Source organism: Roseovarius sp. M141 (genome assembly GCF_024355225.1).
In the GTDB taxonomy this organism is placed as follows: domain Bacteria; phylum Pseudomonadota; class Alphaproteobacteria; order Rhodobacterales; family Rhodobacteraceae; genus Roseovarius.
In genome coordinates this window covers 1,283,490-1,307,228 of record NZ_VCNH01000008.1, presented here as the reverse complement: position 1 = coordinate 1,307,228, position 23,739 = coordinate 1,283,490, and the positions used below count along the sequence as shown (strand labels likewise).

The following is a 23,739-nucleotide window of genomic DNA, read 5'->3' as shown; positions in this document are numbered from 1 at the left end:
CCGTTTTCCGTTTCAGCCCGTCATCGACCCTGAAGTTTTACCCACATCGGCGTGCCGTGGAACAGCCAGGGTTGGTAGAGAAATCCTGGCGAGGTCGGGCAGGTGAGGACGGTCGTCCCATCGGCGGTCTCGCTTCTTCTGGTTGGCTCCGGCCGAGGCTTCCGCCTCCTTGGCACTGTTCGCTTCCTGCCCCGAGCGCTTCGGTTGCGACGGCTGATGGACACCCATCCGCATCGCCGGCGTAGTCCGGACGACTTTGTTGGCGCGCCTCTTCGGCACAAGGATCGTCTTGTCTGTCCCCGGAACCACGAGGCGTCTCAGCTGCTCGCCATTCTCTGCCAGATCCGCAGCATCCTCCGCAGCAGCTGTCGTTGGGCCTTCCGGAGTTGATGCTTCTGCCTCCAGAGGCGTTCTTCTGTAGGGCCTCCAGTCGAAGACGTTGTAATGCACGCGCCATATGTTCATCAGGGCGATCAGGACACGCGGATTGTAGGCGGCGCCGTTGATGTATGTGGCACCCACACGAGAGCTGCGGCCACCCGCACGCTGGATGATACTGACGCGCTCGCGGGTGGCGTTCATGAAGGTGGAAGTTGGCTGACTCGTTGCGTGGATGATCCTGCGGCTGATGGCAGCGCGGAGATCTGGGTCGTCGATGCCGAATCGTCGATAGGCGGCACGATAGCGCGGCGACAGGATCGGGAAGCCCACGGTCTTGTCGATCTCGTTGGCAGTCTGGATGGAGCTATTGACCCACAAGCGCGGGAATGCGGCCGAGGCAAGGTTCGGCCCCACCAACGAGCTTTTCGAGTGGTCGTTCGGGTCGGTGCGGTAGGCAGGACTCAGGTTCGCGGAAGTCCAGTTCTGTAGTTCTTCCCAAGGCGCCAGGTGGGGATGCATCTTGCGCCAATCCGCGAGGCTCTCGGAAAACTCCGCCTGCTTCTCCCGGATACGGTCGATCGGTGCATCCTTCTTGAACCCGATGACTGCCCGTTCGAACCTGTCCGCGAGGATCTCCTCGCGGAAGATGATCTCCTTTTTGCTCAGCACCAGTGGCACCTATACGGGCTCTTTCAGGCTGAAGATCCCGGCTACAAGATCGTGCCGTCGTAACGTCACACGGAACAGGAATTTGACCCCGGTCATGGTCTGATTGCGCGTGCAGGTACTGGTGCCGGTCTCAACAAGATGCCGTTGAAAATCCCGCACATCATCCGGTGTCGCGGTCTCCGGTGACCGACCCAACCAAGCCGCAAACCGCTTGCAGACGCGCAGGTGGCTGGTCTGTGATGCGGGCCCAAGCGTGCGCGCTGTCATGTCCGCGATCATGCGAGCGCGGGGGGCATCGGTGTCGATTGTTGAATGTTGATCGGAATGTCCTCTGTCAATCGAGGCAAAAACACCTCGATCAACAGCACACACCCAACATCTCAAAACGCGAAACAAATCCCAGCTCAGCGCAACGCAACAAACAGACGCCCTATCGCGGAGCGAGTTAGTGCAAGAGCCCAAGTTACCGAAATTCTGCAACGCCACGAAAGACTGCTATCTCGAAAGAGCCAAAAACCTTCAACACCTGCTTGGGTTTTGAACGGGCTTATTGGCGGCGTTAAGCGAGGTCCTTTGCGCCCGTCAAAAACAAGCGCAATAGTCCAAGCTTACGCCTAGCCGGTTAACTTTGAAGCGGGGGCTGCCTTACTGCACGCCCTGCAACAGAGATTTACGATTGCTTTGGTGCCGCTGGGCCAGCTTTGTCATCAGCTTGCCTCTCTGCGGGATGTACCGCGCCGGGATAGGCTCGTAATCCTGGGCAAGCACATGTGGGAACAGCGTGGTGATTTCCTCATATGCCTCAAGGCTGAGCGATTTAAGGGCCTCGGACCCGGTGAACAGGCTCTCGGATGGCGCGCCATTGGCAATAATGATCTCGTGACGGTCAAACAGGATGTGAAAATATTCCACCTCGGTTGCGTCTTCAACGATATCGACCCCATCAAGCGCCAGCAGTTTTTTGGCCGGGACCAGCACTTCACTACGGTCAAACATGCGCGTGGCGATGGCGGAGCGTATCAACATCCGGTGTTGCGGAGAGACTGTGAGGTCTTGCGTTGGCGCGTTGGGCCCCATTGCGCCCGCTTTGATCCGGATAGGTAGTAGCTTAGGGTGCATTTTCAGATCAATTGCATCGATCTTGCGTGACCCTATCCAGCGAATTTCCTGATACCCGTTATCCATCGTCATCACACGATCCCCAGCGGAGAGGTCCTCAACCGCAACATAGCCTTCGCGTGTCGCGATCTGGGTTCCGCGCGTGAAGCAGACAAACGCGCCCCCATCAATCGAACGATTGGGGGTAAGCCCAAAATAGTTCCCTGAATCAAAGCTATCCAGACGAATGGACTGAATATTAAGATTATCAAAAGCGGTGCCAACATTCGTAATAACGGCCCCGTTTTCAAGTTGGGCAAAGGGGATTCTCGTCGTAAAAGTACTCCCATCTCCAAGAGTGACAGTTACATTCCAGGTGAATGCAGAGTCGATATTTGAAGTCGTGCTCCCGCTTCCAGGATTGTAGGTAAAGCTGTCTGCACCAAGCGGGTTTGTGGGTCTGTTTACAAAATCGTTTTCTTCGAGGCGGTCAGTTCGACCCTCCCTAACGGTATCGTTTTGAGTGATGTTCAACAGTTGCATATTTGAGTTGTCAAACACAGTCCCTGGCGTGAAACCGGGTACGGTTTGATTTTCATTGAAGCCATTATTCGGGTTCGAGGAAGAGCTTTCGACCGGGTCGAAATCTGCAAAAACCCCGAGATAAAACTGGTTCACATTATATGTTGGCATAGCGCAAAAATCCTAATTTTTATTAAAAGTACTGACGATTCATCCTCGCCGCAAGCCTCGAGAAACCGACAGTCGCCAGGGCCTTTCTGCACCTCAGGAAATGCAGAGTTGCTGACAAGAAAGGCACTCACGCCGTGTCCAAAGCTATAATTCCTGCTCTAGGACAGCTTCCTAAAACCACCGTTTGTTGAACGGCAGGTCTTCTGAAGACAGTCGTGAGCGCAAATGCAGCAAACGGCAACTAGGTCCCGCATGGCTGGCATCTGGCATCGCGGATGATAATCACCATGGCTGCGTATTTGGTGGTCCGCCTTAGCTCAGTCGATTCGCTTGGGCGAAATGCCCCTAATACCCAGCTGCCTTCCACCCCAAAAACACTTTCGTCACTTCTTCGGACACATCCCACGTCACGCGGCTGCCGTCGCGCACGAACAGGCTGTCGCCCACCGCCAGATCGCGCACCTCACCGGTCGCATGGTCGGTCAGGCGGCAACGGCCCGCGAGGATTGTCATCAGTTCGTCCCCCTGCTCGGTGCACTCGAACGCGCCGGGCGTGCAGCGCCAGATGCCGAACCGGGTGGGATGGCCCGGCCCACCGGCATCAAGGCGGCCATAGGTGCGCGGCGTACCGCGCCGGATCACGTAATCGCTGGCCGGACCCACCAGCGGCCATTCCTCCAGCGGGCCGACATCGGCACCGGGGGCATAGCCGATCATCCTGCGCGCCCCGCGACCGGGCCGCGCCCGTGGGTGCGGTCATAGCCATTCAGCGCCGGGCTGCCCCAACCCTTCAGCGCGCCGGGGGTGGGGGCGAACACCTCGACCAGAAGGGGATAACACGCGGCTACGTCGCTGGAATGCTGGGTCGAACAATCGCCACCGGGACAGGCTGACAGCGCGCCGATCAGGTCGATTTCGGCGAAAAACTCCAGATAATCACCGGGGCGAACGGGGCTGGCCTTCATGAAATACTGGCCGGTGGCGCGGGTAAAGCCGGTACACATGAACACGTTCAGCACGTCATGCACATGACGTTCGGCCTCGTGCAGCGGCAGTCCCGTCTCATCGGCCAGCGCGCGGATCAGGTTGGAATGGCAGCAGTGATGATACTGCCCACCCGCCAGCAGATTGCCGGTATAGGGATCGCAGCGCGTACCGATCACGTCATGCACCGATCCGCCAAAGCTGTCGAAGCCATACCAGCGCAGCGTATCGTCGGTAATCGTCGCCATCGGGCGCAGGCTGGGCAGGCTGGACCACATCCGCTCGCCCCGCGTGATATGCGTGCCATGCAGCGCGCGCGTCTTGCCGGAATAGAACCGCTCGGTCAGGTCGGCGGCGTTCCACAGGTTCAGATCACCCACCTGTGGCCCATCCACAGACGTGATGCGAAAGAACTGGCCCGCCTCCACCCGAAAAGAGGCGGCATCGCGCGGCGCAACCTGCACCTCGGTCACCTTGACCGCACCGGCCCGCGCCGAATCGTATAACGCCAGATCGGGCTGTGGCAGCGTGTCGTTGGGATAGCAGATAACCGGTGGTACGGCCCTGCGGGCGGCGGCATCCTGGGGTTCGATCATCTGGGCCTCGCGTGCAGAAAATACGGTTCCGCGCCACTAAAGCGCTTTGTCATCTGCCTTGCAATCCTTTGGCGGCTTGCCATCGGTGGTGTGGGTCAGCGCACCACAGGCCATACAGCGATAGGCCCGCCCGTTGCCCGCATCCAGCGTGCGATCTTCGCGCCAGCGGCAGTTGCGCGTCTTGCGATCCGAGAAGATCAGCACAAGGACGAAGGCCACAATCAGCCCGACCACGATCACCATCACGTGTCCCCCTCATTATCCGCCGGACAAGCGCTCCGGTTAGCTCTACAACACATCACGCCTGCGCCTGTTCCTCTGCCCTATTCCCCCTGCAAATTACCGGGCCAAACCGGCGATTTGATGCTTATATCGCCAAAACAGCCCCTTTAACCGCATCGGGGGCGTCTCTATAAGGGCGTCAACCAGCCGACCAGAGTCGTCGGCACCCTTTTGCACCCAAAGACAGGACGCCGCCCTAAATGTCCATATTGAGCAGAATTCCGGGGATGTTTACCTCGGACATGGCCATCGACCTTGGAACAGCGAATACGCTGGTCTACGTCAAGGGCCGCGGCATCATCCTGTCAGAGCCGTCGGTCGTGGCCTACCACGTCAAGGACGGCGTGCGAAAGGTGCTGGCCGTGGGCGAAGATGCCAAGCTGATGCTGGGCCGCACCCCCGGCAGCATCGAGGCGATCCGCCCGATGCGCGAAGGCGTCATCGCCGATTTCGACACCGCCGAGGCGATGATCAAGCATTTCATCCGCAAGGTTCACAAGCGCACCACATTTTCCAAGCCCAAGATCATCGTCTGCGTCCCCCATGGCGCGACGCCGGTTGAAAAACGCGCCATTCGCCAGTCGGTTCTGTCGGCAGGCGCGCGGCGCGCGGGTCTGATCGCGGAACCGATCGCGGCCGCAATCGGCGCGGGCATGCCGATCACCGATCCCACCGGCAACATGGTGGTCGATATCGGCGGCGGCACGACCGAGGTCGCCGTGCTGTCGCTCGGCGATATCGTCTATGCCCGGTCCGTGCGCGTCGGGGGCGACCGGATGGACCAGGCAATCATCAACTACCTGCGCCGCCAGCAGAACCTGTTGATCGGCGAGGCCACCGCCGAGCGGATCAAGACCAGCATCGGCACCGCCCGCATGCCCGATGACGGGCGCGGTGAAACCATGAAGATCCGCGGCCGCGACCTGCTGAACGGCGTGCCCAAGGAAACCGAGATCAGCCAGGCACAGATCGCCGAGGCGCTGTCCGAGCCAGTCCAGCAGATCTGCGAGGCCGTGATGGCCGCACTCGAGGCGACGCCGCCGGACCTTGCTGCCGATATTGTCGACCGGGGCGTCATGCTGACCGGTGGCGGCGCGCTTTTGGGTGATCTGGACCTTGCGCTGCGCGAGCAGACCGGCCTAGCCGTCAGCATTGCGGACCAGTGCCTGAATTGCGTGGCCCTTGGCACCGGCAAGGCGCTGGAATTCGAAAAACAGCTGCGCCATGCCATAGATTACGACAGCTGACAGCCGCCTACCGTCAAGCGACGGCTGCGCGATTGTGGCATGCGCCGCGCGCTGCGCCGCGTTATGCTGGCGGCGTCTTTAACCCTTTGCAAGGGAATCCCCACTTGGCGAAGGATCGCAAACAGAACGACGACTATGCCGCCCCGCTCAAGCGGCTGCTACTGGGTGTGCTGATCGTCTGCCTTCTGGGCCTTTTCCTGCTGTGGCGCATCGACAGCCCGCGGGTCGAACGATTCCGCGCCGCCGTGATCGACAAGGTGGTGCCAAATCTCGACTGGGCGATGGCGCCGGTGACGGGCACCGTCAACCTGCTGCATGACTTCCAGAGCTATCATCGCATTTACCAGCAAAACCAAGAGCTTCGCCGAGAACTACAGCGCATGCAATCGTGGAAGGAGGCCGCCCTGCAACTGGAGCAGGAGAATGCGCGCCTGCTGGATCTGAACAATGTGCGGCTGGACCCGCGCCTGACCTATGTCACCGGCGTCGTCAGCGCCGATAGCGGATCGCCCTTTCGTCAGTCAGTTCTGTTGAACGTGGGCATGCGCGACGGCATCGTCGATGGTTGGGCGGCGATGGACGGGCTGGGTCTGGTGGGGCGGATTTCCGGCGTCGGGGAAAATTCGGCGCGCGTGATCCTGCTGACCGACACCTCCAGCCGCATCCCCGTCACCGTACAGCCTTCGGGCCAGCGCGCGTTGATTCTAGGCGATAACACCGTCGCGCCGCCGATCGATTTTCTGGAAGATGCCGGCAAGGTGCGCCCCGGCGACCGCGTCATCACCTCGGGCGATGGCGGGGTGTTTCCAGCCGGGCTGCTGGTCGGCAGGGTTGCGGCAGACCCCGGCGGGCGCCTGCGCCTGCGCCTTGCTGCCGATTACGAGCGGCTGGAATTTCTGCGCGTGCTGCGCGATCATGCCACCCCGCGCATCGACACTCCCGGCGACCTGATCGCCCCGCCCGGCGGGCCGCACAGCCTGCTGCCGCCGATGGAAACGCCGCAACCGGCCCAAACGGGCGGGGCCGCCGATGGCTGATCGCTCGCGCCTGAGACTGTGGACGATGCGCGCCCTCTTTGCCACGCTGTGTCTGGCTGTGATCTTCTGGCGCATCCTGCCGCTCAGCACCGTGCCGCGCGGCTGGGCGGGGCCTGACCTGATTGCCGCGCTCAGCTTTACCTGGGTGCTGCGGCGGCCGGACTACGCGCCCGCGCTGCTGATTGGCGTGATCGCGCTGCTGGCGGATCTGATGTTTCAGCGCCCGCCGGGCCTGTGGGCTGCGCTGGTCGTGCTGGGCTGCGAGGCGCTGAAATCACGTGGGCCGGGCCTGCGTGACCGCGCGTTCGGGGCAGAATGGCTGGCTGTTGCGATGGTCATCGGGGGGATCATGCTGGGCTATCGGCTGACCCTCGCCATTTTGATGGTGCCACAGGCGCCGCTTGGCCTCAGCCTGATGCAAATGGCGATGACAGTCCTATGTTATCCCTTGGTGGTCATGGCGTCCGCGCTGATCATCGGCGTGCGCAAGGCAAAGCCCGGCGAATCTGTCGCCGACAGCAGGAGGTTCGGCACATGAAACGCCAGACGCGCGACAGCGTGCTCAGCCAGAAACGCATCACCCGGCGCGGTCTGATCCTGGGCGCCGGGCAGGCCGGGTTTCTGGGCCTGCTGGCGTGGCGGATGCGGCACCTTCAGGTCGATCAGGCCGATCAGTTCCGCCTGCTGGCCGAGGAAAACCGGATCAAGATCCGGCTGATCCCGCCTGCACGCGGGCAGATATTCGACCGAAACGGGCTGGTCGTGGCCGAAAACGTGCCCAGCTACCGCATCATACTGGAGCGCGAAGAAGCCGGCGACGTCGAGGATACCATCGCGCGCCTCGGCCAGTTGATCGCGCTGGACCCCGAGGAACTGGAACGCGCCCGCGAGGAAATGCGCCGGTCGCGCATCCACCCCGTCACCATCGCCGACCGCATCAGCTGGGAGGAACTGAGCCGCGTCGCCGTCAACGCCCCCGCCCTGCCCGGCGTGCGCCCCGAGGTCGGCCTGTCGCGCCGCTATCCGATGGATCAGGAATACGCCCATGTTCTGGGCTATGTCGGCCCGGTCAGCGACTATGATCTGGAAAAGATCGACGCGCCCGACCAGTTGCTGCTGATCCCGCGGTTCCAGATCGGCAAGATCGGGCTGGAGGCCCGGCGCGAGGACATGCTGCGCGGCAAGGCCGGCACCAAGCGGATCGAACAGAACGCGGCCGGCCGTGTCATGCGCGAGCTGGACCGGCGCGAAGGCGAGGCCGGCAAGGACATCCAGATCACCACCGACAGCAACCTGCAATCCTACATCCATGCGCGGCTGGAGGGCGAAAGCGCCGCCGCCGTCGTGATGGATTGCGAGTCGGGCGATATTCTGGCCACCGTGTCGACCCCCGGTTTTGACAGCAACCTGTTCGTGCGCGGCATTTCCGTGGCGAATTACAAGGCGCTGCTGGACAACAAATATCGCCCCCTGCCGAACAAGGCCGTGCAGGGTGTCTATCCGCCCGGCTCGACCTTCAAGATGGTGACGGCCCTCGCCGCACTGGAGGACGGCAAGGCGACGGCGGACGACACCGTCTATTGCCCCGGCCATCTGGAGGTCGCGGGGCGCCGGTTTCACTGCTGGAAACGTGCGGGCCACGGCAATGTCGATCTCAACCGCGCCCTGCGCGAAAGCTGTGACGTCTATTTTTACGAAATGGCCGTGCGCACAGGCATCGAACGGATCAGCGCAATGGCGCGCCGTCTGGGGCTGGGCATCGAGCACGATCTGCCCATGACAGGCGTGGCCGAGGGGCTGATCCCGACCAAGGGCTGGAAACGCGCGGCGCGCGGTGCCGAATGGGTGATCGGCGACAGCGTGAACTCGTCCATCGGACAGGGTTTCGTTCTGACCTCGCCGCTGCAACTGGCGGTGATGACTGCGCGCCTCGCCACCGGACGCGCTGTGATTCCGCGCCTGATCAAATCCATTGACGGCGTCGAGGCGCCCACCGGCCACGGCGAGGATCTGGGCCTGAACCAGAATAACCTGCGCAACATCCGGCGCGCCATGTATAGCGTGTCAAACAACAAACGCGGCACCGCCTATCGCAGCCGCATCGTCGCCGAGGGCATGGAGATGGCGGGCAAGACCGGCACCAGCCAGGTCCGCAACATCACCGCGGCCGAGCGCGCCCAGGGCGTGCGCCGCAACGAGGATCTGCCATGGGAGCGGCGCGACCACGCATTGTTCGTCGACTACGCGCCTGCGGTTAACCCAAAGGTCGCCGTCGCGGTAGTGGTTGAACATGGCGGTGGCGGATCGTCCGTGGCGGCGCCGATTGCGCGGGACGTGACGCTACAGGCGCTCTACAAGGGCGACCCGCCGCTTGAGGCGTATCCAACGGCTGATCGTGGCCGCATCCGCACCCAGCAGGAACGCCTGCGCGACGCCCGCCCCCACCACGGGCAACCCCCGAGCGACCGCGCATGAGCTATCTGGAATACTCGGTCAAAAGCGTGCCGACAGGCCTGCGCAAGATCCTCTATATCAACTGGCCACTGGCGGTACTGCTGACGGCCGTGGCCTGCGTGGGGTTTCTCATGCTCTATTCGGTGGCGGGCGGATCGGCCCAGCCGTGGATGGACCCGCAGATGAAACGCTTTGGCGTCGGCTTTGCGTTGATGCTGGCGGTGGCGATGGTGCCGATCTGGTTCTGGCGCAACATCGCGGGGCTGGCCTATGTTATATCGTTGGCCCTGCTGGTCGCGGTCGAGCTGTTCGGCACCGTCGGCATGGGCGCGCAGCGCTGGATCGACCTGGGGTTCATGCGCCTGCAACCGTCCGAACTGATGAAAATCACCCTCGTGATGGCGCTGGCCGCCTATTACGACTGGCTGCCGATGCAGAAAACGTCGCGCCCGCTATGGGTGCTGATCCCTGTCATCATGATCATGGTGCCGGTCTATCTGGTGCTGATACAACCGGACCTTGGCACGTCGATCCTGCTGATCACCGCAGGGGGCGGAATCATGTTTCTGGCCGGGGTCCACTGGGCCTATTTCGCTGCCGTCATTGCCGCCGGGATCGGTCTGGTCACAGCCGTGTTCCAAAGCCGCGGCACCGATTGGCAATTGCTGGCCAATTACCAGTTTCGCCGGATCGATACCTTTCTGGACCCCAGCCAGGACCCGCTTGGCGCGGGCTATCACATCACCCAGTCCAAGATCGCGCTGGGATCGGGCGGCTGGACGGGGCGCGGGTTCATGCAAGGCACGCAATCGCGGCTGAACTTCCTGCCGGAAAAGCATACCGACTTCATCTTTACCACGCTGGCCGAGGAATTCGGCTTTGTCGGGGCGATTTCGCTGCTGGGACTGTACGCGCTGATCATCGTGTTCTGCATCAGCACCGCGATGACCAATCGCGACCGGTTTTCATCCCTGCTGACGCTGGGCATCGCGGCGACGTTCTTCCTGTTCTTCGCGGTGAACATGTCGATGGTGATGGGCCTTGCGCCTGTCGTGGGGGTGCCGCTGCCTCTGGTCAGTTACGGCGGCTCTGCCATGTTGATCCTCATGCTGGGTTTCGGCATGGTTCAAAGCGCACATGTCCACAAGCCGAGGTAATCCATGACCATCAACATCCTGTTCGCAGCCAAGGCGAACCGCTGGCCCCAGTATGAGGCGCCTTTGACCAAGGCGCTGAACGCGGCCGGAGTGAGCGGTTTCAACCTGTCCACCGACATCGCGCCGCAGGATGTGGATTACATCGTGCTGGCACCCAACGGCCCGGTGCAGGATTTCGCGCCCTACACCCGCTGCAAAGCCGTGCTGAACCTCTGGGCCGGGGTCGAGGATGTGGTCAGCAACCCGACCCTGACGCAGCCTCTGGCGCGCATGGTGGACCACGGCCTGACGCAGGGCATGGTGGAATGGGTCACGGCGCATGTGCTGCGCCATCACTTGGGCATCGATGCGCATATCAATGGTCAGGACGGTGTCTGGCGTGTGGACACCCCGCCGTTGGCCGAGGACCGGCCCGTCACGATTCTGGGCCTCGGTGCGCTGGGGACGGCCTGCGCCCGGGCGCTTGTATCGCTTGGCTTTGATGTGACGGGCTGGAGCCGCTCGCCCAAGGATGTGCCAGGCGTGCGCTGTCTGAACGGCGACGCGGGGCTGCGCGCGGCGCTGGAGTCCGCGCAGATTTTGGTGCTGCTACTGCCCAAGACACCCGAAACCGAAGATCTGGTGAACGCCCAGCGGCTGGCGCAATTGCCCAAGGGCGCCTTTATCGTCAACCCCGGACGCGGGCCGCTGATCGACGATTCCGCCCTGCTGGAGGCGCTTGATTCCGGGCATATCGCGCACGCAACGCTGGACGTGTTCCGGGTAGAGCCGCTGCCGCCCGACCATCCCTATTGGGCGCATCCCTCCGTGACGGTGACCCCGCATGCCGCATCCGACACGCGCGAGGGGACGGCGGCGCAGGTCATCGCCGAAAACATCCGCCGCAGCCAAGCGGGCGAGCCGCTGCTGCATCTGGTGGATCGCGATCTGGGGTACTGAGCGAGCGTTGCATTTCGACCGGTTTGCGTCCTACCGCAGCTTCGGCGGCTTTTCGGGGTCCGACCCGGGTGCCGCCCTCGGCTCTGGCGCCTCGCCCTGTGGCAGATCGAACCGCAGGCCGACACGCTCGATCCGCTCGGCCAACACGCTGCCCGGCGCGGCAAAGCCGACATCAAGCGTGCCTGCCTCGACCCCTGAAAAGGTCAGCGCCTCGGACACCGCGCGTGTCAATGCCGCCTCGGCCCGCGGCACAGCGCCGATGAACACCAGCAGATGCCCCGCCTCGCCGCCTAAATAGCGCGTCCCGGCCAGGCAGGCATGACTGGCCAGCCCCCCGGCGCGCGCCAGCTTGGCATCCAGCGCGGTCAGGACCGGTTGCGGCACATTGCCCGGCGGCGTCAGCGCGTCGGGGCGCGCGCCACCCTCGGCGGCGCCGCCCTGCCCCAGCGTCTCGTGCAGCCAGCCCAGCGCCTCGGGCGGCAGCAGGATCGACGAGGGCGCAACGCCCAGATTGAGGCCCAGCCCGGCCCCCGCGCCTGCCAGCATCCCTGCCAGAATACGGCCCGGCACCGCGGCATAGGGCGCGGCGGCGCCGGTGAACTCAGCCAGCCGATCCTCGGTATCGAAGGCCAGCGCATGGGGCACGCCGTCGACGTCATATGTCTGCGGGGTGATGTCGTCGCCCGCGGCCTCGGCTGTCAGCAGCAGGAACAGCTGGGTATCGGCCAGCGCGTGGTAAAACCCCAGACGCGCGGCGCCATCCTCGGCCCAGGCCTCCATCACGGCATGCGTGCGGTCCAGTTCGGTCTCAGCCATCCTGCATCACCTCTGCTACACGGGCACGAAGCGCGGGCAGAACCTGCGCCTCGAACCACGGATTTTTCCTGATCCAACCGGTATTGCGCCAGGACGGATGCGGCAAGGCAAAAACCTCGGGCGCGTAATCGCGCCAGTTCGCAACCGTCCGGGTCATGCTGCCGCGCACGCCCAAATGATAGCGATGCGCATGGGCGCCCACCAGCACGCGCAGGCGGATGGGCGCGAGGTCGGCCATCACCGCATTATGCCACGTCTCGCGGCAAATGGCGGGCGGGGGCAGGTCACTGCCCTTGGCATCATAGCCCGGGAAACAGAACGCCATCGGCACGATCGCCACACGGGACCGGTCATAGAACGCAAGCGTGTCCAGCCCCAGCCAGTCGCGGAGCCGCGCGCCCGACGCATCGTCGAATGGCACGCCCGAGTCATGCACCCGTGCGCCCGGCGCCTGCCCCGCAATCAGCAGGCGCGCCCCCGGCGCGAACCACGCCACCGGGCGCGGCCTGTGCGTGGTGGCCGTCGCGGCAAAACGACCGGCGCACAGGCGGCATTGGCTGATACGGGTGGCAAGATCGGACATACAGGGCAGATAGGGCCGCCAGCGTCAAAATGCCAACTTTGGAACGCGACAATGGCGTCTGGCGCGTCACTGCTTCAAGATGCGGTGAAAAACAGCTACAACATGCACGAATAATTTACAGCTTCGGCGTAATTTTGCGTTGTGCCCCTGTCTATAGTGGCGCCTAGTCCGCATAATGCGGGTCACATCGCCACCCCAAAGGGCCCCGTAACCAATGGGCCGCAGCGCAGTTTTCGGAGAGCGCATGCTCGAGTTCGACAACGTCAGCAAGTCCTTCTGGACGGGCACCCAGCGCAAGGTAATCCTGGAAAAGGTCTCTTTTCGGGTCGAAGTCGGTCGCTCCATCGGTATTCTGGCGCCGAACGGGACGGGCAAGACGACGGTGATCAACATGATGGCTGGGCTGGAAAAACCCGACGAGGGCGAAATCCGGCGCAGTTGTCGCATCAGCTTCCCCTTGGGGTTCATGGGCGGTGTCATCACCAAGGTGTCCGCGATGGAAAACAGCCGCTATATTGCGCGGCTCTACGGCCTCGATCCCGACTATGTCGAGGCGTTCTGCCGCTGGATGTGCAATCTGGGCGAATATTTCGACCAGCCGCTGGGCACCTACAGCGCCGGAATGAAGTCACGCTTTACCTTCGCGTTGATGCTGGCGCTGGATTTTGACATCTACCTGATCGATGAGGGCATGCCCAGTTCGACCGATGTTGAATTCAACCGCAAGGCCGGCGAAATACTGCGCGAGCGGCTGGAGACGACGACCGTCATTATTGTGTCCCATTCGCCCGCTACGCTTGAGAAATTCGCCACCTCCGCCGCAGTGCTGATGGGTGGCCAGCTTTATATGTTCGACACCTTGGAAGAGGCAAAACAGCTTTATGACTACGAAACCCAAGGCTAGAAAATTCCGCATCCGCCGCGCCGCCGACGCCGATGAGCACGCGAATGTCCGGCAGGGTGCGGCGCCCTCGGGTGATGTGCGCCCGACTGATGGGCCGCACACACCCGAGCCACAGCAACAGGGCGATGCCCCGCGCAGCGACGCGGCCAGCAGCACGCGCGAACCGGGCACGTCGCAAAACATCGACGATATCCGCAATGAAGGCCTGACAGGTCGGCAGCTACGCATCGCGCGGCGCGTGGCACACAAGCACGGTCTGGCGCCGACCTCGGATTTCGACGCCGTGCGTCTTTTGCGCGCCAAGGGAATCGACCCGTTCCATCGCGCCTCGATCCTGGATCTCGTGACGACCGACAAAACCGAGACCGACATTGGCGCTCTGGTCCCGGCAAAGGAGCAGGGCACAGACACCCCGCGCGTGCAACTGCCCCAGACGATATCGCCGCAAACCACCCTGCCCTCATCCCAGCTGAGCCCGGCGGACCGGCGCAGCGAAGAAATCATGCGGATTCAGCGCGATATCGGGAAACGCCGTCGCCGCAAGCTTCTGCTGCTGCTGACGCGGCTGGCCGCCTTTGTTTTCCTGCCGACACTGCTGGCAGGTTATTATTACTACGCCGTCGCGACACCGATGTATGCGACCAAATCCGAATTTCTGATCCTGTCCGCCGATGGTGGCGGCGGCGGTGGTATGGGCGGTTTCAAGTTGCCCAGCCAGTTTGCCACGGGTCAGGACGCGGTCGCGACCCAATCCTATCTGCTGTCCAAGGACGCGATGCTGCGGCTGGACCGCGACGTCGGTTTTCGTGATCATTTCAGCCAGCCATGGATCGACCCGATCCAGCGCCTGAAACCCGATGCCAGCAACGAAAAAGCCTACAAAGTGTACAAAAAGTACATGAAGATCGGCTACGATCCCACCGAGGGCGTCCTGCGCATGGAGATATCGAGCGCCGATCCCGAGGTCAGCGCCGAATTCTCACGCAAGCTGATCACCTATGCCGAGGAACGCGTCGACGACCTGTCCAGGCGCAAGCGCGAGGATGCCGTCGAATCCTCGACCACCAGTCTGGCTGAGGCCAAGGAAGAACGGCGCGAGGCGCAGCGCAAGCTGGTCACGATGCAGGAGGGCACCGTGCTGGACCCCGAAGGCGAGATTGCAAATATCCGCTCGCTCATCGGCAATGTCGAATTGCAGCTTCAGGAAAAACAGCTGGCGCTGAACACACAGATGAACAACGCGCGCCCCAACAACGCCAAGGTCGAGGCGCTGACCAGCGAAATCCTGGTCCTCCAGCGCGAACAGATCAAGCAACGCGCGCGCCTGACCGACGCCGCCGAGGGCAGCGCATCGCTGGCGTCGCAGACCGCCGACATCCAGATGGCGCAGGCCGATCTGCTGACAGCAGACATGGTACTCCAAGCCGCGCTGGAGGCGCAGCGGATGACCGCGAGCGAGGCCAACAAGCAGGTCCGATACCTGACGGTCAGCGTCAATCCCGTCGCGTCGCAGGATGCATCCTATCCCCGCGCGTTCGAGAATACGATTTTAGCATTCCTCGTCTTCGCCGGCATTTACCTGATGATATCGCTGACCGCGTCGATCCTGCGCGAACAGGTCTCTTCTTGAATTGAGTTTCCGCGCATAATCTGGCATCGCCAGTGGTGCAGTTCAATTTCACCCTCGGGCAGGCCATCTGCCCGGGACCGCCGTAGTTATTTCATGAAGTGAGATCCGCCCGTGACCAAACCCGCGCCGACCGTTACACCGAACACTTGGGAATTCCTGCGTGATGCGATGATCGCGCCCACGGGGTTTCGTGAATATGACGCGCGGTGGAAATACCCCGAGGAAATCAACCTGCCCGGCATGACGGCACTGGGCCTCGGACTTGGTACGCAGATGATTGCGCGCGGGATCGATCCGGTGATCGCGGTCGGCAACGACTATCGCGACTATTCGCTGACGATCAAGAACGCGCTGATGCTGGGCCTGATGCAGGCCGGGATCAAGGTGCTGGATATCGGCCCGGCCCTTAGCCCCATGGCCTATTTCGCACAGTTTCATCTGGATGCGCCTGCTGTGGCGATGGTCACCGCCTCGCATAACCCGAACGGCTGGACCGGCGTCAAGATGGGATTCGAGCGGCCCCTGACCCACGGCCCCGACGAGATGGGCGAGCTAAAGGAAATCGTGCTGGAGGGTCGTGGCCAGCCCCGCCCCGGCGGCAGCTACGAATTCATCGAGGGCGTGCGCGAGGCGTACCTGGACGATCTGGTCGGCGATTTCAAAATGACGCGTCCGCTCAAGGTGGTCTGCGCCACCGGCAACGGCACCGCGTCCGCCTTCGCGCCCGACCTGTTCGCGCGCATGGGGGTCGAGGTGGTCCCCTCCCATAACGAGCTGGACTATACTTTCCCGCACTACAACCCGAACCCCGAAGCAATGGAAATGCTGCACGACATGGCCGATAGCGTACGCGCGTCCGGCGCCGATTTCGCGCTGGGCTTTGACGGTGACGGCGACCGCTGCGGCGTGGTCGACAACGAGGGCGAGGAGATTTTCGCCGACAAGATGGGCGTCATCATGGCCCGCGATTTCGCGCGTCTCTATCCCGGCAGCACCTTTGTCGCTGACGTGAAATCCACCGGACTATTCGCCTCCGACCCCGAATTGCAGGCCCACGGCGCCAAGGCCGACTACTGGAAAACCGGCCACAGCCACATGAAGCGCCGCGTCAAGGAAATCGGCGCATTGGCGGGGTTCGAGAAATCCGGCCACTACTTCCTGGCCGAACCCATCGGGCGCGGCTATGATTGCGGCCTGCGCGTGGCCGTCGAGATCTGCAAGCTGATGGACCGCAACTCGGACAAATCCATGGCCGACCTGCGCCGTGCCCTTCCGGTCACCTATGCGACCCCCACCATGTCACCCTACTGCGCCGATCTTGAGAAATACGATGTCCTGGAGCGTCTGGTTGCCAAGCTGGTCGCACATCACGAGGCCGGAAAACCGCTGGCAGGCCGCAAGATCGCGCAGGTCGTTACCGTCAACGGTGCGCGCGTGATCCTTGACAACGGAAGCTGGGGGCTGGTGCGCGCCTCCTCCAACACGCCCAATCTGGTGGTTGTCTGCGAGAGCAGCGAGAGCGATGCTGAAATGCGTGCGATCTTCGCGGATATCGACGCGGTCATCCGCACCGAACCATCGGTCGGCGATTACGATCAGACGATCTGAATGCAGGCGGGCCGGGCGGGCAGATACGCCGGGCGCGCTACCCTTCGAACGCGTCTTTCGCTGGCACCCCTCGCCCCCCGCCTATAGTGTCCGGCCATGACAGAAACCGCCCTCACATACTCCCCCGATCAGGCCGAAGCGCATGACCGCATCACTGCGGCGCTCCGCGCCGTCGGCGTCGATCTGGACAATGGCATCACCACCCCCCCGCGCGAGGGCGGCACCAGCGTCATGGCCGTGATCGGCAAGGCCGGATCGGGCAAAACGTTGCTGCTGGCCGCGCTCTACCGCGCGCTGGAGGAGGCGGGCGTCGACATCGTGTCGGGCGACTACGAGGGCAAGAAGCGCAAGGACGGCCGCACGCTTGCCATTCTCGCCCCCACGAACAAGGCCGCCTCGGTCCTGCGCATGCACGGCGTTCCGGCAACCACGATCCACCGTATCCTTTATACCCCGGTCTATGACCCCCAGTATGAGAAGATCGCCGAATGGCTGGCGGGCAATGGCGAGCGCCCTGAGATAGAAGAACTGTCGGAAACCGCGCTCGACCGCGCCTTCGCGTTCTATCAGACGAACAAATCCATCCCCGGCGCGCTGGCCGCCGCGGGCCTGAAGGGCAGCGATTTCATTACCGGATGGAAGCGCCGGGACGAGCCGCTGGATATCGGATTTGTCGACGAGGCCAGCATGCTGGACACCCGCCAGATGGACGACCTCAAGGAGATTTTCCCGACCCTCCTGCTGTTCGGCGACCCTGCGCAGCTGGCCCCCGTCAACAGCACCGGCGGCATGGTGTTCGAGACCCTGCCAGAGCCGTCAAAACTGATCCTGCACCGCATCCACCGCCAGGACGCTGACAACCCTATCCTCGATCTGGCGCACGCGCTGGCCGATCCGGCCCTCGAATTCCACGATTTCGAAAAAATGATAGAAGACGCTGCAAAACGCGACGACCGTGTGCAATGGGCGCAGCGCGTGCAGGTCGATCTGATGGCCCGCAGCCCTGTTCTGGTTTGGCGCAACGCGACGCGCATCCGCCTGATCAACGCCTTTCGCTCCGTCCACGGCGCCCCCGAAGATGCCCTGCTGGAAGGCGAGCCGCTGATCTGCGACGGGATCGAGCTGCCGCTAAAACATCGTAAAAAGCGCCTCGACCTCGAGGCACGCGGCCTCATCAAGGGCGCGCAGGTCGTCTATCTGGGACCGGGCCGCAAACCCGGCTTTTCGCGCCTGCACGTCATGGGCGCCGAAGATCCACAAATCAGCGCCGCCAGCATCGTGAAGATCGAAAAACCGGGCGAGGAAGAGCCGTTCATCCCCTTCGCCGCAAACATGGGCGCCACCTTCCTGCACGGCGCAGCCGTCACCATCCACAAGGCGCAAGGCAGCCAATGGAACGACGTGCAAGTCTTCGCCCCCGACCTATACGCCGCCGCCCGGATGGGGCGGAGCGAAGCAGGCCAGCCGCTGTGGAAACGCCTCGCTTACGTCGCAATCACCCGCGCCGAAGAGCGCCTGCACTGGGTTGTGCGCAACCGGTTGTCAAAACCCGAACACAGCCTGCGCGTGGATGACCTGCGTACCAAACCCGTCCCCCTGACGCTGGAAACAAGCGAGGGATAGCCCCTCCACTTCCCTTTCTTCTTGCCGAAAATATCCCCGCCGGAGGCTCCGCCCGTTCCACATGCGCTACAGCGCCAGGCGTCGCACTACCCGCGCCGCAACAGCCGGAACGCTTCGGACGCGCCCCAACCGGCGGCAATCGCGATAGCCAGTGACATCAACCCATAGACCACCGCATCTTCGCGCGACAGCTCGAACAACCACCGCTCCATGCCAACCTTTCGCACATCGATGATGGTCTCGTATTGCGAGACTACATTACTATTTCGGGTCAGGAAAATACGCGTGACATAGGCGCCCTCGGTCAGGTTCGACGGCAGGTCGACTGACGTGCGGAACAGCGTTTGCTCGGACAGCTCGACCGCACCCTCGCGGATCTGATAGGCACCGCTGCGGGTGCGGATACGGATCACCGCATCGGTAAAATCCTGCGCGTTCTGCACCGTACTGGGCGCTCCGACAGACCGGATCGCACGCGGGATCGAGATTTTATGGCGTAGATCCTCGACCTGGCTCAGCACTTGCGCCCACGGTCCGCTGGTTGCCACCGCATAGAAGCTTGGGGCGCTGTCGACCTCGACCGCATCCACGTTGACCCAGATGCCAAATCGGCGCTCCTTGCGGCGCACGTCCAGCGGCTGGCTGGGACCGGCAATGGTGACCACGACCCCCAATTCATCCGCCGGGATCGCCACCTCGCGCTTGATCGCCCCGAACAGCAGGATCTGCGATCCGCTGAATGTGGTGTCGATGGACACGCTGTTCTGGCTCAGACCCAGCACCACCTCCTCGGCCCGCGTCGGCAGCGCGGCGAGCAGCAACAGCGCGATGGCCAACCGCGTTTTCATGGCGTGCCTGCCGCGCTGATCGAATATACCTCACGCGGCTCGATCAGCAGATCCAGGCCCAGTTTGAAGCAAACCGCCAGCACCAGAATAGCCAACAGGATGCGCAGCTGCTCGGCTTTCATGCGGCTGCCGATCCGCGTGCCGAACTGCGCCCCGACGACGCCGCCCACCAGCAACAGGACGGCCAGAACCACATCGACGATCTGGCTGCTGACCGCGTGCAGCATGGTGGTGAACGCCGCGACAAAGATGATCTGAAACAGCGACGTTCCGATCACCACCTTGGTCGGCATGCCCAGCAGATAGATCATCGCCGGCACCATGATGAACCCGCCGCCGACCCCCATGATCGCCGCCAGAACGCCTACGGCAACCCCGACCAGAAGTGGCGGGATGACGCTGATATAAAGACCCGAGGTGCGAAACCGCATCTTCAGCGGCAGCTTCTGGATCCAGGTGTGTTTCTTGCGCTTTGTCGCCACCTTGCCGCCCCGCGCACGGCGGATGGCGCGCAGGCTTTCAAAGAACATCAGCGCACCGATGATCCCCAGAAATACCACGTAGAACAGCGTGACCAGCAGATCGACCTGGCCCAATGCCTTGAGATAATTGAACAGCATGACGCCCAGCGCGGCGCCGAACAGGCCACCGATCAACAGGACGGTGCCCATCCTCAAATCCACCGCGCGGCGTCGGAAATGCGACAGCACCGCCGAAAAGGACGACGCGACAATCTGGTTCGCGCCCGTCGCCACGGCAACAGCCGGGGGGATGCCGATAAAGAACAGCAGCGGCGTCATCAGGAACCCGCCGCCAACGCCGAACATACCCGAAAGCACCCCGACCAGCCCGCCCAGGCCCAGCAACAGGAAGGCGTTGACCGACACTTCGGCGATGGGAAGATAAATCTGCATCACCTTTGGTAGCCCCCAATCCGGCGCCTTGGCAAGCGCCCCAAGGTGGCAAAGGCCCGGTCTGCAGCACTTTTGCACGGGATACGCGCCGCGTTAACCCAATGTGGGCAGTTTCCACGCGGCAAGGCCCGGCAGAAATGGCGCGATCCCCCTTTGAGGTCACATCCAGCGTCAGGCGCGCGCACCGGTCGGGCATTGCGGATCAGCCGTGCAGCGCCTTCTCCATCAGAAGGGCGTCGACGCGGGCGCCATCGATGCGCGCATAATACCCGGCGCGCTGCCCCGTCGGGACATAGCCCGCGCGGGCATAAAGCGCGCGCGCGGCGGTGTTATCCGCCGCCACTTCCAGAAAATGCCGTGCCGCACCGCGCGCGGCCACGTCCCCCTCAACCGCAGCCAGTAACGCGGCAGCCACACCTTGCCTGCGATGGTTCGGATCGGTCGCCAGCGTCAGCAGTTCTGCCTCATCCGCGATCACCCGCGACAGCGCAAAACCGTGCGGCCCCGCGCAAAGGCATGTCAAAGGAGAGGCCAGAAGATCCGCGAACTCATCCGCGCGCCACCCCCGACCCTGCCCGGCAAAGGCGCGGCCGTGCAGGCGCGCCAGATCCTCAGCCGCGCTCATCAAGCATCACCGGAGGCGCATCGCGCGCCGGTGCCGCATCCGCCGCGCGCAGATAAAGCGGCGCAGGTGCGGGGCCGGGCGGTGCGACGGCAGCCAGCCGTGCAATGCGGCAGGCCATTTCACCCGAAGCGGGTAAATAGCGCAGCGGCGCGCCCATGGCCTCGGCCTCGGCCATCGGCATCAGCGCCTGCGCGCCACCCGGCGCCTGCACATAGACATGGTCGCGCGGGGCTGGAATGGCTGCGACATGGGCCGCTTCCTCGTCCAGCGATATCGTTTGAAAGCCGGTGATGCCGATCGCCGGTATCTCCAGCGCCAAGGCCAATCCGCGCGCCGCGGACACGCCGATGCGGATGCCGGTGAAATTCCCCGGCCCGACGCCGACGCCGATCCGTGCCAGATCGCCCCAGACAATCCCGGCCTCGGCCAGCACCTCCTCCAGCAGTGGCATCAGGCGTTCTGCCTGACCGCGCGTCATCTCTTCGCCGCGCATCGCCACCACGCGGGTGCCGCACAGCAAAGCGGCCGCGCAATGCGCGGCCGATGTATCAAAGCCAAGGATATAAGCGTCAGACACCAACCGGGCGCACCTCGGTCACTTCGGGGATATAGTGGCGCAGCAGATTCTCGATTCCCATCTTCAGCGTGATGGTCGAGGACGGGCAACCGGCGCAGGCACCCTGCATGTGCAGATAGACGATGCCGCGATCAAACCCGTGAAAGGTGATGTCGCCGCCATCCTGCGCCACGGCGGGGCGCACGCGAGTGTCCAGCAATTCCTTGATCTGGTTGACGATCTCGCCGTCTTCACCGGTGTGCTCGGAATGGCCCGACGGTGCAGTTCCGCCGTCTTTCATGACCGGCAGCCCCGACTGGAAATGTTCCATGATCGCCCCCAGCAGTGCGGGTTTGATATGGTCCCATTCGGTTCCGTCGGCTTTGGTGACGGTTACGAAGTCGCTGCCAAAGAACACGCCCGTGACGCCATCAACCGCAAAGATGCGCGTAGCCAGCGGCGACGCGCCCGCATTCTCGGCCGACGGAAAATCGGCGGTACCTGCGGGCAGGACAGTCTGGCCCGGCAGGAATTTCAGTGTCGCCGGGTTCGGCGTGGATTCGGTCTGAATGAACATGGGACACCCCTGTATTGACTGATACAGCATATGCGCCCCGCCGAGGCCGGAGTCAAGGTTTGGAACCATTCTAAACTGCGCCCGTGCCATTTTGTGCGACTCAGAGCGCCGCCATCAAGCTTTGCATTGCAGACCGGTAGCCATCTACGATCTGGTCGCGCCGGATATGGCGGCCACCCTTGACCGAATGACGGCCCGCTGACCAGACATCGGTCACGACTCTATCCTTGGCGGCAAACGCCAGCCCATCCAGCAGTTGATGGGTTTGCAGGGCGCACAGGGCCGGGTCCGTGCTGTCGATCGCGACCAGATCGGCCAGCTGGCCCACGGCGATAGTGCCCGCCTTGCGCCCCAAGGCCTGCGCACCGCCGCATGCGGCACCCGTATACAATGCCTCGCCCACCGATCCCTCGCCGACGACCATCACGTTGCGGGCAAAGTCCCGCAGGCGTTGGGAATATTCCAGCGTGCGCAGTTCTTCCGTCAGCGAGATCAGCACGTTGGAGTCCGAGCCGATACCGAATGCGCCGCCCGCTTCCAGATAGGACGGGCCGTTGAATGGGCCATCGCCCAGGTTGGCCTCGGTGATCGGGCACAGCCCCGCAACCGCCCCGGATTTGGCCATGTCGCGCGTCTCGCCCAGTGTCATGTGTGTTGCATGAATCAGGCACCAATCGGGGGTGACGTTCACATTTTCCAGCAGCCATTCGACAGGACGCGCGCCCAGCCAGGCCGAGATGTCGGCGACTTCCTTGGGCTGTTCGGCGATGTGAATATGGGTCGGGCCGCTGGCATGGGCGCCCAGCACCGCCGACAGATCGCCCGGCGACGTCGCTCGCAAAGAGTGCGGCGCGATGCCGACGCGGCAATCCGCTGGCAGCTCGCCAACAGCCATCTCGGCGCGGACAACCAGATCGTTGAAACGGTCCACCGAATTGCCGAACCGCGCCTGCCCGGGCTGAAGCGCAACCTGCCCTGCGCCGCCATATGTATAGAGAACCGGCAGATGCGTCAGGCCGATGCCCGTGGTTGCGGCAGCGGCGGCGATCCGTGACGACAACTCGCCCAGATCATCGTAGGGCGCCCCGTCCGGCTGGTGGTGGATATAGTGAAACTCGCCCACGCTGGCATAGCCCCCCTCTTGCATTTCAAGGAAGACGAAAGCAGCAATGGCCTCGATATGCCCGGGCGTCAGATGCGCGGTAAAGCGGTACATTAGATCCCGCCACGTCCAGAAGCTGTCTTTGCCCGCCATGCGATACTCGGTCATCCCAGCCATCGCGCGCTGAAAGCTGTGGCTGTGCAGATTGGCGAGCGCAGGCAGCAACGTATCGACGAGCGTATCGCCGGGCTGCGGCATCCGGCCTGATTCGACGGCGGTGATTGCCCCCGAACTGACGGTCAGACGAACGTTCTGCGCCCATCCGGTCGATAACATGGCTTGCTTTGCGAAAATCATTTGACGGCCTTTCGTATCTTTATGTATAGACATATAGATCATTTATGCGCGCTATAAAA

Annotated in this window: 24 protein-coding genes; 10 read left to right on the top strand and 14 right to left on the bottom strand. The window is 63.0% G+C overall.

The features are described 5' to 3' along the window. Positions 1-12: 12 nt before the first annotated feature. The 6 genes from FGD77_RS10410 to FGD77_RS10385 form a co-directional block, all read right to left on the bottom strand. Complete coding sequence (locus FGD77_RS10410; protein WP_255009262.1) at positions 13-1,059, bottom strand: hypothetical protein; 1,047 nt, start codon at positions 1,057-1,059, stop codon at positions 13-15. After that, positions 1,060-1,317, bottom strand: a complete 258-nt coding sequence (locus FGD77_RS10405; protein WP_255009260.1) for a phage integrase N-terminal SAM-like domain-containing protein — start codon at positions 1,315-1,317, stop codon at positions 1,060-1,062. A gap of 378 nt (positions 1,318-1,695) precedes the next feature. Beyond that, positions 1,696-2,841 (bottom strand): Hint domain-containing protein, encoded by a 1,146-nt coding sequence (locus FGD77_RS10400; protein ID WP_255009258.1) that lies wholly within the window; start codon positions 2,839-2,841, stop codon positions 1,696-1,698. 345 nt (positions 2,842-3,186) lie between these two features. Further along, on the bottom strand, positions 3,187-3,558 hold the full coding sequence (locus tag FGD77_RS10395; RefSeq protein ID WP_255009256.1) for a cupin domain-containing protein: 372 nt from the start codon (positions 3,556-3,558) through the stop codon (positions 3,187-3,189). Next, complete coding sequence (locus FGD77_RS10390) at positions 3,555-4,421, bottom strand: DUF1989 domain-containing protein (RefSeq protein ID WP_255009254.1); 867 nt, start codon at positions 4,419-4,421, stop codon at positions 3,555-3,557. Before FGD77_RS10390 ends, FGD77_RS10395 begins: the two co-directional genes overlap by 4 nt. 36 nt (positions 4,422-4,457) lie before the next feature. After that, positions 4,458-4,664, bottom strand: a complete 207-nt coding sequence (locus FGD77_RS10385) for a hypothetical protein (protein WP_255014176.1) — start codon at positions 4,662-4,664, stop codon at positions 4,458-4,460. 239 nt (positions 4,665-4,903) lie between these two features. Here FGD77_RS10385 and FGD77_RS10380 point away from each other — a divergent pair, with 239 nt between their 5' ends. The 6 genes from FGD77_RS10380 (at position 4,904) to FGD77_RS10355 (ending at position 11,537) form a co-directional block, all read left to right on the top strand. Then, positions 4,904-5,950, top strand: coding sequence for a rod shape-determining protein (locus FGD77_RS10380; protein ID WP_303626369.1), 1,047 nt, complete (start codon positions 4,904-4,906; stop codon positions 5,948-5,950). A 104-nt stretch (positions 5,951-6,054) separates the two neighbouring features. Continuing rightward, on the top strand, positions 6,055-6,987 hold the full coding sequence (mreC, locus tag FGD77_RS10375) for a rod shape-determining protein MreC (RefSeq protein ID WP_255009251.1): 933 nt from the start codon (positions 6,055-6,057) through the stop codon (positions 6,985-6,987). Beyond that, positions 6,980-7,525 (top strand): rod shape-determining protein MreD, encoded by a 546-nt coding sequence (locus tag FGD77_RS10370; RefSeq protein WP_255009249.1) that lies wholly within the window; start codon positions 6,980-6,982, stop codon positions 7,523-7,525. The genes mreC and FGD77_RS10370 overlap by 8 nt, the downstream gene beginning before the upstream one ends. Continuing rightward, complete coding sequence (gene mrdA / locus FGD77_RS10365; protein WP_255009247.1) at positions 7,522-9,462, top strand: penicillin-binding protein 2; 1,941 nt, start codon at positions 7,522-7,524, stop codon at positions 9,460-9,462. The genes FGD77_RS10370 and mrdA overlap by 4 nt, the downstream gene beginning before the upstream one ends. Continuing rightward, positions 9,459-10,598, top strand: a complete 1,140-nt coding sequence (rodA, locus tag FGD77_RS10360; protein WP_255009245.1) for a rod shape-determining protein RodA — start codon at positions 9,459-9,461, stop codon at positions 10,596-10,598. Before mrdA ends, rodA begins: the two co-directional genes overlap by 4 nt. A 3-nt stretch (positions 10,599-10,601) precedes the next feature. Then, on the top strand, positions 10,602-11,537 hold the full coding sequence (locus FGD77_RS10355) for a glyoxylate/hydroxypyruvate reductase A (RefSeq protein WP_255009242.1): 936 nt from the start codon (positions 10,602-10,604) through the stop codon (positions 11,535-11,537). Between the two features lie 30 nt (positions 11,538-11,567). On the opposite strand, the gene FGD77_RS10350 is transcribed toward FGD77_RS10355, so the two are convergent. After that, a complete protein-coding gene (locus FGD77_RS10350) occupies positions 11,568-12,353 on the bottom strand; it encodes an SseB family protein (RefSeq protein WP_255009240.1) in 786 nt (261 codons plus the stop codon). Continuing rightward, positions 12,346-12,936: a uracil-DNA glycosylase family protein gene (locus tag FGD77_RS10345; RefSeq protein WP_255009239.1), complete on the bottom strand. Its 591-nt coding sequence runs from the start codon at positions 12,934-12,936 to the stop codon at positions 12,346-12,348. The genes FGD77_RS10350 and FGD77_RS10345 overlap by 8 nt, the downstream gene beginning before the upstream one ends. Positions 12,937-13,180: 244 nt before the next feature. Here FGD77_RS10345 and FGD77_RS10340 point away from each other — a divergent pair, with 244 nt between their 5' ends. The 4 genes from FGD77_RS10340 (at position 13,181) to FGD77_RS10325 (ending at position 18,701) form a co-directional block, all read left to right on the top strand. Then, positions 13,181-13,840 (top strand): ABC transporter ATP-binding protein, encoded by a 660-nt coding sequence (locus FGD77_RS10340; protein WP_255009228.1) that lies wholly within the window; start codon positions 13,181-13,183, stop codon positions 13,838-13,840. Continuing rightward, positions 13,818-15,470: a capsule biosynthesis protein gene (locus tag FGD77_RS10335; protein ID WP_255009225.1), complete on the top strand. Its 1,653-nt coding sequence runs from the start codon at positions 13,818-13,820 to the stop codon at positions 15,468-15,470. Before FGD77_RS10340 ends, FGD77_RS10335 begins: the two co-directional genes overlap by 23 nt. A 111-nt stretch (positions 15,471-15,581) precedes the next feature. Next, the gene (locus FGD77_RS10330; RefSeq protein WP_255009222.1) at positions 15,582-17,078 is read left to right on the top strand and encodes a phosphomannomutase/phosphoglucomutase; all 1,497 of its coding nucleotides are present in this window, start codon (positions 15,582-15,584) and stop codon (positions 17,076-17,078) included. 96 nt (positions 17,079-17,174) lie between these two features. Next, positions 17,175-18,701 carry an ATP-dependent RecD-like DNA helicase gene (locus tag FGD77_RS10325; RefSeq protein ID WP_255009219.1) on the top strand — a complete coding sequence of 509 codons (1,527 nt, stop codon included), beginning with the start codon at positions 17,175-17,177 and terminating at the stop codon, positions 18,699-18,701. Between the two features lie 86 nt (positions 18,702-18,787). Here the strand turns inward: FGD77_RS10325 and FGD77_RS10320 are convergent, their stop codons facing one another. The 6 genes from FGD77_RS10320 to FGD77_RS10295 all read right to left on the bottom strand — a co-directional run bounded on the left by FGD77_RS10320 (position 18,788) and on the right by FGD77_RS10295 (position 23,680). Then, complete coding sequence (locus FGD77_RS10320) at positions 18,788-19,549, bottom strand: TIGR02186 family protein (protein ID WP_255009217.1); 762 nt, start codon at positions 19,547-19,549, stop codon at positions 18,788-18,790. Next, complete coding sequence (locus FGD77_RS10315; protein WP_255009215.1) at positions 19,546-20,463, bottom strand: sulfite exporter TauE/SafE family protein; 918 nt, start codon at positions 20,461-20,463, stop codon at positions 19,546-19,548. Before FGD77_RS10315 ends, FGD77_RS10320 begins: the two co-directional genes overlap by 4 nt. Before the next feature lie 202 nt (positions 20,464-20,665). Beyond that, positions 20,666-21,088, bottom strand: coding sequence for a GNAT family N-acetyltransferase (locus tag FGD77_RS10310; RefSeq protein ID WP_255009212.1), 423 nt, complete (start codon positions 21,086-21,088; stop codon positions 20,666-20,668). Further along, complete coding sequence (gene tsaB, locus FGD77_RS10305; RefSeq protein ID WP_255009210.1) at positions 21,075-21,668, bottom strand: tRNA (adenosine(37)-N6)-threonylcarbamoyltransferase complex dimerization subunit type 1 TsaB; 594 nt, start codon at positions 21,666-21,668, stop codon at positions 21,075-21,077. Before tsaB ends, FGD77_RS10310 begins: the two co-directional genes overlap by 14 nt. After that, a complete protein-coding gene (locus tag FGD77_RS10300) occupies positions 21,658-22,221 on the bottom strand; it encodes a NifU family protein (protein WP_255009201.1) in 564 nt (187 codons plus the stop codon). The genes tsaB and FGD77_RS10300 overlap by 11 nt, the downstream gene beginning before the upstream one ends. 100 nt (positions 22,222-22,321) lie before the next feature. Beyond that, positions 22,322-23,680, bottom strand: a complete 1,359-nt coding sequence (locus FGD77_RS10295) for a formimidoylglutamate deiminase (protein WP_255009198.1) — start codon at positions 23,678-23,680, stop codon at positions 22,322-22,324. Positions 23,681-23,739 lie beyond the last annotated feature (59 nt).

Coding starts and splice junctions, on each gene's coding strand:
- FGD77_RS10405 (WP_255009260.1), bottom strand. CDS start 1,317: ATGACAGCGCGCACGCTTGGGCCCGCATCACAGACCAGCCACCTGCGC.
- FGD77_RS10400 (WP_255009258.1), bottom strand. CDS start 2,841: ATGCCAACATATAATGTGAACCAGTTTTATCTCGGGGTTTTTGCAGAT.
- FGD77_RS10395 (WP_255009256.1), bottom strand. CDS start 3,558: ATGATCGGCTATGCCCCCGGTGCCGATGTCGGCCCGCTGGAGGAATGG.
- FGD77_RS10390 (WP_255009254.1), bottom strand. CDS start 4,421: ATGATCGAACCCCAGGATGCCGCCGCCCGCAGGGCCGTACCACCGGTT.
- FGD77_RS10385 (WP_255014176.1), bottom strand. CDS start 4,664: ATGGTGATCGTGGTCGGGCTGATTGTGGCCTTCGTCCTTGTGCTGATC.
- FGD77_RS10380 (WP_303626369.1), top strand. CDS start 4,904: ATGTCCATATTGAGCAGAATTCCGGGGATGTTTACCTCGGACATGGCC.
- FGD77_RS10370 (WP_255009249.1), top strand. CDS start 6,980: ATGGCTGATCGCTCGCGCCTGAGACTGTGGACGATGCGCGCCCTCTTT.
- mrdA (WP_255009247.1), top strand. CDS start 7,522: ATGAAACGCCAGACGCGCGACAGCGTGCTCAGCCAGAAACGCATCACC.
- rodA (WP_255009245.1), top strand. CDS start 9,459: ATGAGCTATCTGGAATACTCGGTCAAAAGCGTGCCGACAGGCCTGCGC.
- FGD77_RS10355 (WP_255009242.1), top strand. CDS start 10,602: ATGACCATCAACATCCTGTTCGCAGCCAAGGCGAACCGCTGGCCCCAG.
- FGD77_RS10350 (WP_255009240.1), bottom strand. CDS start 12,353: ATGGCTGAGACCGAACTGGACCGCACGCATGCCGTGATGGAGGCCTGG.
- FGD77_RS10345 (WP_255009239.1), bottom strand. CDS start 12,936: ATGTCCGATCTTGCCACCCGTATCAGCCAATGCCGCCTGTGCGCCGGT.
- FGD77_RS10340 (WP_255009228.1), top strand. CDS start 13,181: ATGCTCGAGTTCGACAACGTCAGCAAGTCCTTCTGGACGGGCACCCAG.
- FGD77_RS10335 (WP_255009225.1), top strand. CDS start 13,818: ATGACTACGAAACCCAAGGCTAGAAAATTCCGCATCCGCCGCGCCGCC.
- FGD77_RS10325 (WP_255009219.1), top strand. CDS start 17,175: ATGACAGAAACCGCCCTCACATACTCCCCCGATCAGGCCGAAGCGCAT.
- FGD77_RS10320 (WP_255009217.1), bottom strand. CDS start 19,549: ATGAAAACGCGGTTGGCCATCGCGCTGTTGCTGCTCGCCGCGCTGCCG.
- FGD77_RS10315 (WP_255009215.1), bottom strand. CDS start 20,463: ATGCAGATTTATCTTCCCATCGCCGAAGTGTCGGTCAACGCCTTCCTG.
- FGD77_RS10310 (WP_255009212.1), bottom strand. CDS start 21,088: ATGAGCGCGGCTGAGGATCTGGCGCGCCTGCACGGCCGCGCCTTTGCC.
- FGD77_RS10300 (WP_255009201.1), bottom strand. CDS start 22,221: ATGTTCATTCAGACCGAATCCACGCCGAACCCGGCGACACTGAAATTC.
- FGD77_RS10295 (WP_255009198.1), bottom strand. CDS start 23,680: ATGATTTTCGCAAAGCAAGCCATGTTATCGACCGGATGGGCGCAGAAC.